Annotated in this window: 11 protein-coding genes; 7 read left to right on the forward strand and 4 right to left on the reverse strand. The window is 70.9% G+C overall.

Annotated elements, in window-relative coordinates; all coding sequences use genetic code 11:
• Positions 1-204 (reverse strand): hypothetical protein (locus ACFWY6_RS39200; RefSeq protein ID WP_384700794.1); only part of this gene is annotated, 204 nt, incomplete at its 3' end.
• Entirely contained in the window at positions 201-800 is a 600-nt protein-coding gene (locus ACFWY6_RS39205; protein WP_384700796.1) for a CDP-alcohol phosphatidyltransferase family protein, read from the reverse strand. The genes ACFWY6_RS39205 and ACFWY6_RS39200, both read right to left, overlap by 4 nt.
• Before the next feature lie 34 nt (positions 801-834).
• Here ACFWY6_RS39205 and ACFWY6_RS39210 point away from each other — a divergent pair, with 34 nt between their 5' ends.
• The 4 genes from ACFWY6_RS39210 (at position 835) to ACFWY6_RS39225 (ending at position 5624) form a co-directional block, all read left to right on the forward strand.
• Positions 835-1404 carry a GNAT family N-acetyltransferase gene (locus tag ACFWY6_RS39210; RefSeq protein ID WP_384700816.1) on the forward strand — a complete coding sequence of 190 codons (570 nt, stop codon included), beginning with the start codon at positions 835-837 and terminating at the stop codon, positions 1402-1404.
• Positions 1405-1629: 225 nt separating this feature from the next.
• Complete coding sequence (locus ACFWY6_RS39215; RefSeq protein WP_384700798.1) at positions 1630-2433, forward strand: SDR family NAD(P)-dependent oxidoreductase; 804 nt, start codon at positions 1630-1632, stop codon at positions 2431-2433.
• Between the two features lie 132 nt (positions 2434-2565).
• Entirely contained in the window at positions 2566-3486 is a 921-nt protein-coding gene (locus ACFWY6_RS39220) for a PP2C family protein-serine/threonine phosphatase (protein ID WP_384700800.1), read from the forward strand.
• A gap of 83 nt (positions 3487-3569) precedes the next feature.
• On the forward strand, positions 3570-5624 hold the full coding sequence (locus ACFWY6_RS39225; protein ID WP_384700802.1) for an ATP-binding protein: 2055 nt from the start codon (positions 3570-3572) through the stop codon (positions 5622-5624).
• Positions 5625-5701: 77 nt separating this feature from the next.
• Here ACFWY6_RS39225 and ACFWY6_RS39230 read toward each other — a convergent pair whose 3' ends face one another.
• The gene (locus ACFWY6_RS39230) at positions 5702-6706 is read right to left on the reverse strand and encodes an NADP-dependent oxidoreductase (protein ID WP_384700804.1); all 1005 of its coding nucleotides are present in this window, start codon (positions 6704-6706) and stop codon (positions 5702-5704) included.
• A gap of 101 nt (positions 6707-6807) precedes the next feature.
• Here ACFWY6_RS39230 and ACFWY6_RS39235 point away from each other — a divergent pair, with 101 nt between their 5' ends.
• Both ACFWY6_RS39235 and ACFWY6_RS39240 read left to right on the forward strand, forming a co-directional pair.
• Positions 6808-7710 (forward strand): LysR family transcriptional regulator, encoded by a 903-nt coding sequence (locus tag ACFWY6_RS39235; RefSeq protein WP_384700807.1) that lies wholly within the window; start codon positions 6808-6810, stop codon positions 7708-7710.
• A gap of 240 nt (positions 7711-7950) precedes the next feature.
• Positions 7951-8079, forward strand: coding sequence for a hypothetical protein (locus tag ACFWY6_RS39240; protein ID WP_360773569.1), 129 nt, complete (start codon positions 7951-7953; stop codon positions 8077-8079).
• Between the two features lie 22 nt (positions 8080-8101).
• Here ACFWY6_RS39240 and ACFWY6_RS39245 read toward each other — a convergent pair whose 3' ends face one another.
• A complete protein-coding gene (locus tag ACFWY6_RS39245; protein WP_384700810.1) occupies positions 8102-9691 on the reverse strand; it encodes a purple acid phosphatase family protein in 1590 nt (529 codons plus the stop codon).
• 151 nt (positions 9692-9842) lie between these two features.
• Here ACFWY6_RS39245 and ACFWY6_RS39250 point away from each other — a divergent pair, with 151 nt between their 5' ends.
• Positions 9843-10892, forward strand: coding sequence for a 3-isopropylmalate dehydrogenase (locus ACFWY6_RS39250; protein WP_384700813.1), 1050 nt, complete (start codon positions 9843-9845; stop codon positions 10890-10892).
• Positions 10893-11040 lie beyond the last annotated feature (148 nt).

Raw genomic sequence — 11040 nt, forward strand, 5'->3', positions numbered from 1 at the left:
GAAACTTACAGCACTCCGCGCTTCGGTGGCGGCGGACGGGGTGCGTCGGGCGGGCTCGCGTGCGGTGAGGCAGGTCTGGGTCGTGCCGGTCGTCGGCTTCCGTGTCTGCGGGGCCGGCGCCCGGGAGGGCAGCGGTGCGGCGGTGAATCCGTCCGCACCGTGCGAACCCCCGGCGGCCTCGGCTGCGGTGAACGCGGCGCTCATCGTGCATCCCCCGTCTCCGGCACAGTCCCCAACTCCCGCCACAGCCGTGCCAGTCGAAGCCCCGCCGTGAGTGCCGAGCCCGCTGCGATCACCGCGAGTACCGGTACGACCCAGCCCGACGCCGCCGCCACCACGACCAGTGCGCAACGTTCCGTCTTGCCCACCGGGCCGCCGTTGAGGCGGGGTGCGCCCGCTGTCGCGCCCGCCAGGGACACCCAGGACGGCAGCGTCGCCGCCAGGCCCGCCGTTGCCACCAGCCACAGCGGGGCAAGGGGCAGGAAGCCTGCCAGGACGATCAAGTCGGCCGCGCGGTCGCCCAGTTCGTTCAGGAGCGCGCCCCTGCGCGTCGTGCGGGCCGTGTCGCGGGCCAGTGCGCCGTCCAGGTTCGCGAACGCCAGGCGCGCCGCGAGCAGGGCCGCGACCAGCGGCGCCGAGACGCCGAAGGGCAGCCAGGCGAGCGCGGCCGCGGCGCCCGCCGCGCACACCACGCCCGCCGCGGTGAGCGTGTCGGGCGACACCTCGCGGCGGACGAGCGCGGCACGCACGCCGGAGAGCCGGTCCGCGTACCAGGGCTTGAGAGCGTAAAGGCCGTTCATGGGACCGACTCTGCCGCCGGGCGGGCGCCGGGAAATCGGTGTGCGTACTCAGATCCGGGCTGAGTACGGTGGTGAGGTGACCACCCTGCGTACAGCCCACACCAGTGATCTGCCGGCGGCCGAACTGCGCGCCGCCCGTGCCCTGCTCGACGAGGCCTTCGACGGTGACTTCAGCGATCAGGACTGGGATCACGGCCTCGGCGGCGTCCACGCCCTCGTGCATGACGAGACGGGCGCACTGCTCGCGCACGGTTCTGTGGTGCAGCGCCGGATTCTGCACAACGGCCGTTCCCTGCGCATCGGTTATGTGGAGGCGGTCGCCGTCCGGCCTTCCATGCAGCGGCAGGGGCTCGGCGGGCAGGTCATGGGCGCCCTGGAGCGGGTCATCGACGGGGCGTACGCGCTCGGCGTGCTCTCCGCGTCGGCCGAGGGCGAGCGGCTCTACCTGGCCCGCGGCTGGGTGGCGTGGAAGGGCACGGTCGGGGCCATCGGCCCGGATGGTGTCATTCAACTGCCGGACGAGGACGCGCCGTTGCTCTGGGGCGCCGACCTGGACCCCTCGTACGAGCTGCTCTTCGACTGGCGCGACGGCGACATTCTCTGACGCCGCGGCCTCCGCCGGGTGAGCGACGGGGACTTACGCCGCCGGAACGGGCCAACGGCCAAAGGGGCGCATCTTACCAACTCCCCCTTCTCCTCAGGGAGTTGTCGCGGTGGGCGGCTCCGGTGGACGGTGCGGCCTTCTAGGGTGTGCCGCGCGTCAGGCAACCGCCCCCGGGCGGACGTGCGTGGCGCCGTCGCAGCAGCCGCCCCGCAGGAGGAGATTCCCGTGAACGTGTACGACCTGGAGGGGCGCAAGGCCCTGGTGAGCGGGGGCGCGCAGGGGCTCGGCGCGGGGATGGCAGAGGCGCTCGCCCGCGCCGGTGCGGCCGTCGTCGTCGCCGACATCCAGGAGGATGCGGGGCGGCTCACCGCCGAGGCCCTGGAGAAGGCGGGCGGCACCGCGGCGTTCGTCTCCCTCGACGTGACCGACGACGCGAGCTGGGAGTCGGCCGTCGCCCGTACCGTCGACGAGCTCGGCGGCCTGGACATCGTCGTCAACAACGCCGGCATCGAGATCTCCGGCCTGGTCGCCGACCTCGACCCGCAGGACGTCCGCAGGATGCTCGACGTGAACGTCCTGGGCGTCGCGCTCGGCACCAAGCACGCCTTCCGCGCGATGCGGCCCGGCGGCCCGGCCGGCCGGGGCGGCGCGGTCGTCAACGTCTCCTCCGTGGCCGCAACGATCCCCTTCCCCGGCATCGCCGGATACTCCGCGACGAAGTCCGCGGTCGACCGGCTGACCCGGGTGGCCGCCCTGGAGTCCGGCAAGCTCGGTTACGGCGTACGGGTCAACTGCGTCTACCCCGGCCTCGTACCGACGGAGATGGGGATGAAGCTCGCGCAGGACATGGAGACCATGGGGCTCTGGCCGAGCGCCGAGGCCGCCGTCGGCCACGTCGTCGGACTGACCCCGCTCGGGCGGCTCGGCGAGGTCGCCGACATCGCCGACGCCGTGGTCTTCCTCGCCTCCGACGCCGCCCGTTTCATCACCGGCGCGGGACTTCCGGTCGATGGCGGCCTTGGCATGTGATGCAGGGCCATTCGAATATGCCAAAGGCTCCTCTGTCGTGCCGCGCCGTGGCCTAAAATCCCGGAGACGCCTCCGGTGAACAGAGCTGGCACAGCCATGAAGATTCCTCGGGAAAATGTTCGGTGCCTATGGGTGTGCGCGGGCGCCGCGATCACCTTCACCGGTATCGCGTGGCGGCTCGCCGACGGCCCTTTCGGCACCCTCTGTCTCGCACCGTTGACTCTCCTTGCCGCTGCGGCGGCCGTGGTCCTGTGCCGTCAGGCGCGCGCCATCACCGCGCTGCGGGTGGTGGCGCGCACGCTCCAGGAAGGGATGCTCCGGCCGCTCCCCAGCCGCGTCGGCGGACTGCGCACCGAGGTCCGCTATGTGGCCGCGCAGCCCGGGGCCCAGGTCGGCGGGGACATCTACGACGTCGTCAGCACCCCCTTCGGCGTACGGCTGATCATGGGCGACGTCATGGGCAAGGGCATGCCGGCGGTCGGCACCGCCATGGACGCCCTCGGCGCCTTCCGTGAACTCGCCCAGTGCGAGGCCCAGTTGCCCATGGTCGCCCAGCGCATGGACGCGGCCCTCGCGCACCGGGAGAGCGGCGAGGACTTCGTCACCGCCCTGCTGCTCGGCACGTCCGACGGCGACGGCAGCGTGGAGCTGGTCTGCTGCGGCCATCCGCCGCCCCTGCTGATCCGCGCCCGCCGCGCCACCTTCGTGGACGCCCTGCCGCCTTCGCCGCCGCTCGGCCTCTTCGGGCTGCAGGACGAGTGGTGCCGGTCCAGTTCGGTGCCGCTCGTCGCGGGCGACCGGCTGCTGCTCTACACCGACGGCGTCACCGAGGCGCGGGACGAAGCGGGCGATTTCTATCCGCTCGGAGAACGGGCCGTGGCCCTTTACGACGAGGATCCCGGCGCATTCCTCGACGCGCTCTCCGTCGATCTGACGCGGTACACCAAGGGTCGGCAGATAGACGATGCCGCTCTCCTCCTGGTCGATTTCGGAGACATTCGATCCCATTCCGAACAACCGCATTCAGGAACTCCGCGGTCGCTCCGGATCTGACAGAGAAAAGCAAGAAGAGAAAAGCAAGAAGAGAAAAGCAAGAAGAGAAAAGCAAGAAGAGAAAAGCAAGAGAAGAGGCGACCGTGGCCGGCAATCTGCCTACGGAGCACACCCCCTTCGTCGGCCGCCGCCGCGAACTCACCCTGCTCCGCCAGCTCTGCACCCACTCCCGCACGGTGACCGTGACCGGCCTTGGCGGCATCGGCAAGACCCGCACCGCACTGCGCGCCGCCGCCGACGTGGCGGACGGGTTCGCCGACGGAGTCTGGTTCGTCGAGCTCTCCGGCCTCCAGGACGGTGCCCTCCTCGTACACGCGGTCGCCACGGCGCTGCGCGTCACCGACCACACGGCCAAGCCGCAGCGCGACGTCCTCGCCGAACACCTCGCCGACAAACGTCTGCTGCTCGTCCTCGACACCTGCGAACACCTCGTCGATGCCTGCGCGGAACTCGCCGCGCAGCTGCTGCAGGCGGCCCCCGGCCTGCACATCCTCGCCACCAGCAGGCAGCCCATCGGCATCCTGGGCGAGCAGGTCTTCGCCGTGGAGCCGATGTCCGTCGCGGCCGACGCGGCGCGACTCTTCGAGCAGCGCGCCCGCGCCGTACGCCCCGACTTCGCGCTCACCGCCCGCAACAGGCCCACGGCGGAGCAGATCTGCGCCCGCCTCGACGGCATCCCCCTGGCCATCGAACTCGCCGCCGGGCGCCTCGGCGACGAACGGCTCGGCGATCTCCTCGGCCGCCTCGACGACCGCTTCCAGCTGTGCGCCGACGCGCCGGGCCGCACCACCCGGCACAGCACACTGCGTACGACGATCGGCTGGAGCCACGAACTCTGCCCGCCCGAGGAGAGGTTGCTGTGGGCCCGCCTCTCCGTCTTCGCGGGCAGCTTCACCCTGGAGGCGGCCGAGGCGGTGTGCGCCGACGACGCCCTTGAGCGGGCCGGGATCGGCAGGCTGCTCGCCGGTCTGGTCGACAAGTCCCTGCTGGTGCGGGAACAGGGGCCCCAGGGCGAGAGCTTCCGGCAGCTCGACACCGTGCGCGCGTACGGTGCCGAGTGGCTGCGGCGGCTCGGCGAGGAACTGCCGGGTCGGGTCCGCCACCTCGCCTGGTGCCAGGAGTTCGCCGAGCGGGGCGAGGCCGACTGGTTCGGGCCCGGCCAGGCCGCCGTCTTCCACGCGACGCGAGGCGAGCACAGCCAGCTCTTCGCCGCCCTCGACTTCGCCCTGTCGACGCCGGGCCACGGGCAGGCGGGGGCGCGCCTCGCCGGGACGCTCTGGTTCTACTGGGTCGGCTGCGGGCTCCTCGGCGACGGCCGCTACTGGCTCGACCGCGCGCTCGCCGCAGCCCCCGACCTCAGCCGCGCACGGCTCAAGGCGCTCTGGGTGGGCGGCTATGTGGCCATCCTCCAGGGCGACACGCGGGCCGCGGCCGCCATGCTCGACGACTGCAGGGCCGGCGCGCTGCGCAGCGACGACGACACGGCGTACGCGTACTCCACGCACCGCCTCGGCTGCGCCGCGCTGATCCGGGACGAACACGCCGTGGCGGAGCGGTACTTCAAGGCGTCGGTGAGCGGCTACGAGGAACTCGGCGAGCTCAACAGCAACGTGATGATGGCGCGCATCGAACTGGCCATGGCGCTCGCCTTCCAGGGAGATCTGGAAGCGGCCGTCGGCCTGTGCGCGGAGGCCCGCGCCACCTGCGAGGCACACGGCGAGCGCTGGGCCAAGGCGTACGCCCTCTATGTGCTCGCCTTCGCCGCCTGGGCCGGCGGCCGCACGGACGAGGCGGCGCGCCTCGCCAGGGAGTGCCTGCTGATCAACTACGAGTTCCGCGACCTCGTCGGAACCGTCCTGCCCATCGAGGTCATCGCGCTGCTCCGGGCCTCCGCGGGCCACTGCGAGCAGGCCGCCGTCCTGCAGGGCGGGGCGCGGCGGATCTGGCAGCGCGTCGGCCTGCCGCTCTTCGGCTCCGCGTACTTCAACGCACCGCACGACACGGCCGTCGCCCTGGCCCGCGAAGGCCTCGGCGGCCAGCGCTACGAAGCGGCGTTCGAGCGCGGCACCGCCCTGGGCCTGGACGAGGTGGTCGCCGCGGTCCTGGACGGCACGCACGAGCCGCTGCGGATCCGCTGACCTGTCAAAGAAACCGGCCGCTCCGGATCCGCTGACCCGTCAAGGAAACCGGCCGCTGCGGAGCAGGCCCCGCGGTGTCACACCTCCGCGCCGCTCGCCCGGACGATGATCTTGCCGAGGTTCTCGCCCCGCAGCATCCCCAGGAACGCGTCCACGATCCCGTCGAAGCCCTCCACCACGGTCTCGTCGAGCCCGATGCGCCCGCTCTGCAGATGCGGCACCACGAACGCGTTCAACTCCTCCTGCACATCAAGGTGGTTGCGGACGAGGAAGCCCTCCATGCGCAGGCTCTTCTCGACGATGTCGGGGAGATTGCGCAGCGCGTACGGCGCGCCGGTCGCGTTGTACTGCGCGATCGTGCCGATCCGTACGATCCGCCCGTACGCGCGCAGCGAGGAGATCGCGGCCTCCAGATGCTCACCGCCCACGTTGTCCATGTAAAGGTCGATGCCGTCGGGCGCCGCCTTCGCGAGCAGCTCGGCCGCCGGGCCCGAGTGGTAGTCGAAGGCCTCGTCGTAGCCGACGTGTTCGGTGAGGTACGCCGCCTTCGCCGCCGTCCCCGCGCTGCCGACCAGGCGCCCCGCGCCCATCAGCCGGGCGAGCCGCCCGGTGGCCGTGCCCACGCCGCCGGCCGCCGCCGAGACGAACAGGTCCTGCCCCTCCCGGAGTTGGGCGATGCGGGTGAGCCCGACGTACGCGGTCAGGCCCGTGCCCCCCAGGATGCTCAGGTGCGCCGAGAGGGGTACGCCGTCGAAGCGGGGGACGCGGCGGGCCTCGTCGGGGGTGACGACGGTGTGGGTGCGCCAGCCCTGCCGGTGGAAGACGATCTCGCCCTCGGGGAGCGCGGGGTCGCGGGACTCCACGACGCGGCCCAGGGTGCGGCCCTCCAGCGGTGCGTTCAGCGCGAAGTCGCCGTCCATCATTTCGCGGTGGTAGGGGTCGACGGACCAGTAGAGGTTCTCCACCAGGGCCGTGCCGGGGCCCGGCACCGGCGGCGCCGACTCGACGAAGGCGAAGTGGCCGGGGGTGGGGAAGCCGTGGGGGCGGGCGGTCTGCTGCACGGTGAGCGCGGTGTCGGTCATGTCCGTGACCGTACGGAGGAATGCCCTGGCCGGGCAGAGGGTTGCGCTCATGGAACGGCCCGAACCATGAGGGGCCCTCATAGAAGCAGGTGGGACCGCTGATGGACGCCGCTGAAACCGCCGGAAAGACCCCCGCGGCCGACCTCGCCCCGCACGAGCTGCGCATCCTCGTGGCCGTCGACGAAGAGCGCGGCTTCTCCGCGGCGGCCCAGGCGCTCGGCCTGACCCAGTCCGCGGTATCGCACTCCGTCCGCGGCACCGAACGCAAGGTCGGAGCGGTGCTCTTCGAGCGGGGCCGCAAGGGCGCGACGCCGACCGCCGCCGGAGCCGCGGCCGCCGCGCACGCCCGCCGCGTCCTGCGGCTGCTCGACACCCTGGTGGCCGAGGCCCGCGGCGCCGACCGGGGCACGGTCGACGGACCCCTGCGCATCGCCGCCTTCCGCAGCGTCGCCCTGCATCTGCTCCCGGCAGCCCTGGAACGCCTCACCGCCCGCCACCCCGGCATCGAACCGGAGGTCCGCGTCGTCCGCGAGCTGGGCGCGGGCACCGCGGGCGAGGTCGCCGAAGGCCGCGCCGACGTGGGCATCGCGACGATCGGCGGCAGCTCGCCCGTGCCCGCGGGGCTCATCGGCGACGTACTCCTCGAAGAGCCCTACGCGCTGGTGCACCCGGCGGGCCACCCCGACCCGCGCTCGCTGCCGCTGGTCGACTGGCACGAGAACTGCGGCTCCTACACCCGGGAGTGGTGGCGCAGACAGGACTGGATCCCCAAGGCGACCGTCCTGACCGAGGACGACGGAGCAGTGCTCTCGATGGTGAGCAACGGTCACGGCATGGCGATCATGCCCGCGCTCTCCCTGACCGGAGCACCGGACACCATCGAGATCACTGATCTCGGAACGGAGCGCCCGACCCGCTCCGTGGGCTATGTCACCACCCCTGAGCTGGCCTCTTCCACCGCCGTACGCGCCCTGATCCGCGAGCTCAGAGCGGTGCGCGCATGAGGCCCGTCTCAGATAGTAGGAAGTCCGAGTAATTGTGGAGACAGATGCTCCGTCCTCACTTAGCTTTGTAGAAGCCGAACGTCTCGCTCGATCAAGCGAATGGCGGTCGTGAGCCGGAGCCCCACGCAGGCAACCCCTGCCGCTCCGCCGCTCCCCGCCCCTCTGGGGGTCCCCCACGCCCATTAGGCAGTGGGGGAGTCTCGAAACACCCTGCCTTCCCTCTCAAGGAGTGGATCTCCCATGGCCGAGACGACCGCACGCCGAGTCCGCCACGCCTCCCGCACGAACGAGTCCGAGCGCAAGAACGCCGCCGCCGCCCTGCAACGAGCCCTCGACCGCAGGGACAACGGCGGCGCGACGGGTCACTGACCCGCCCCGGCGCCCGTAACCCTTACTTACCGCGCACAATCTCGAAGTGGTCCACGCGCTCCCCGCTCTCGGCGAGCGCGGAGACCGTCAGCTTCGGGCTCGCCCCGGCCGTCACCTCCACCGCGAGGAACGAGAAGCCGGTGTACCGCACCCGTGACCACTCCACCGTGTCCGGGTCCGGGAGGCGCAGCTTCGTCCAGTGGAACGACACGATCGAGTCGTGGTCGTGCACGTTCCCCTCGTAGCTGTCCTTCACCCCGAGGCCGAAGCTGTAGAGGTCCTTGCCCGCGCCGCCCGCGGTGACGTACACGATGCCGTCACGCGTCGGATCGGTCGACGCGCCGACCGGCACGGGCTTGCCGACCTCGCCGCCCTTGACCGCGTCCGTGCGCTCATAGACGTGGTTGTGGCCGTTGATCACCAGGTCCACCTGGTGCTTGGTGAACAGCTCCAGCCACGCGTCGCGCACCCCGCCGTCCGACGCATGGGTCGCCGTCGAGTACATGCAGTGGTGGAAGAAGACCACGATGAAGTCGATGGAGTCGTCCGCGCGCAGTGCGGCGAGGCGCTTGTCCAGCCAGGCCGTCTGCTTGCCGTCCGTGTAGCCCTTGTTGGCGGGGATCTCGTACGAGACGTCGTTCGCGTCGAGCGCGACGACGCCGACATTTCCGTACGTCAAGGAGTAGACGCCGGGTGCGTTCTTCGCGTCGAAGCCGTTCTCGGGGAGCGACCAGCGGGCTGACTGGCCGCCGTAGCCGTTCGGCGAGTACCAGGCCTCCATGTCGTGGTTGCCGGTCGTCACCATCCACGGGACGGACTTCGCCACGGACTCCGTCTGCGCGAGGAAGGTGTCCCACACGCGTGCGTCGTACGTGTCGGACTCCTTGCCGTGCCCGGTCGAGTCCGCGTAGCAGATGTCCCCCGCGTGCAGATGGAACGACGGGTTCTGGCCCAGGATCAACTGGTCGTTGGCGAGGGCGTCATAGCTCACACCCTGGTCGCCGAAGGCCGTGAAGACGAACTTCTCCGCCGCGGCCGGGGCCGTGCGGAAGGAGCCGATCGTCGCCATCCGCTCGGGCGACGCCGGGTCGAAGCCGTCGTGCCCGACGCCGTAGTAGTACGTCGTGCCGGGCTTCAGGCCGTCGAGCGCCGCGTGCAGGTAGTACTGCTCGACCGCGGGCAGCTTCTTCGACAGGGACGGGGTGTGCAGGTCGCGCACCTCCGCCGCGACCTTCTGGCTCAGCTCCCAGGGCTTCAACCCGACCCGCAGATAAGGGGACTTGACGGCGAAGGGCACCTGCCAGGAGACACGCATCTGGGTCTTCGGGTCGGCCCCGAAGGCGAGATGCCTGCCGAAGGGCGCCACCAGCTTGCCGTCGACCTTGACGGGCGCGGACGGCGCGGCGAGCGGGCGGGACGCCGAAGGGCCCTCGCCGTGTGCGCTGCCCGAGCTGCCCGCGAGCAGGCCGATGCCGCCGACCGTGCCGGCGGTGGCGAAAGAGCTCGCCAAGACCTTGCGGCGGGAGAACTTCTTACGCAGGTACTCGTGCTGCTCCGGCATGCTCATGCGCTCGGCGAGCTGCTCCGGTATGCCGACATTGGGGGTGTCCATGTCGACAGAACTTCCCAGTAACTTCCAACTCCCGCCAGACCTGAAGGTGAAGAGAGGGTGTCCATGTCATGGCGCCCCTGTGGCGTGACCAGGAGTGTCCGCATGCCGGACTACGAGTGTCATCCCCTGGGACGGAGCGTAGGCTGCTCGCATGTCGGCAAGTTCTCGCAGCATCAATCTCGCAGTGATCCCCGGTGATGGAATCGGCCAGGAAGTCGTGGCCCAGGGGCTCAAGGTCCTCAACGCCGTCCTCCCGCAGGATGTGAAGCTGGAGACCAAGGAGTTCGACTTCGGCGCCAAGCGCTACCACGCCACCGGTGAGACCCTCACCGACGCCGACGTGGAAGCCCTCAAGCAGTACGACGCGATCCTCCTCGGCGCGATCGGCGACCCCTCGGTCCCGTCCGGCGTCCTGGAGCGCGGCTTCCTGCTGAAGCTCCGCTTCCTCTTCGACCACCACGTCAACCTGCGGCCGTCCAAGCTCCTCCCGGGTGTCTCCACCCCGCTCGCCGGCCAGCCGGAGATCGACTTCATCGTCGTACGCGAAGGAACCGAGGGCCCCTACACGGGCAACGGCGGCACCATCCGCCAGGGCACCGAGCACGAGGTCGCCACCGAGGTCTCCGTGAACACCGCCTTCGGTGTCGAGCGCGTGGTCCGTGACGCCTTCGCCCGCGCGCAGGCCCGCCCGCGCAAGAAGCTGACGCTGGTCCACAAGAACAACGTCCTCGCGTACGCGGGTCACCTCTGGACGAACGTCTTCAACAAGGTGGCCAAGGAGTTCCCCGAGGTCACCACCGACTATCTGCACGTGGACGCGGCGACGATCTTCCTCGTCACCGACCCCGCGCGGTTCGACGTGATCGTCACCGACAACCTCTTCGGCGACATCATCACCGACCTCGCGGCGGCCGTCTCCGGCGGCATCGGTGTCGCGGCGTCCGGGAACATCAACCCCGCGCGTGAGTTCCCCTCGATGTTCGAGCCCGTGCACGGCTCGGCCCCCGACATCGCGGGCCAGGGCAAGGCCGACCCGTCGGCCACCGTCCTCTCCGTCGCGCTGCTCCTGCGCCACCTCGGGTACGAGGACGAGGCCGCCCGCATCGAGACCGCCGTCTCCGCCGACCTGGCCGAGCGCGGCGAATCGGCCCGCACGACGGACCAGATCGGCGACGCGCTCGCCGTACGAGTAGCCGGCTGACCCGGCAGCTCGCTCACCATCGAGGGGGGACACCCCCCGGGACAACACAAACCCCCCCCCCAGAAGGAGTGGGGGGAGCCGGGGAACCAAACAAACAACGCCACGGGACTAGAGAAAAAAAAAACACACACCCAAACCAGACCGAAGA

Source organism: Streptomyces sp. NPDC059037 (genome assembly GCF_042740015.1).
GTDB lineage: Bacteria > Actinomycetota > Actinomycetes > Streptomycetales > Streptomycetaceae > Streptomyces.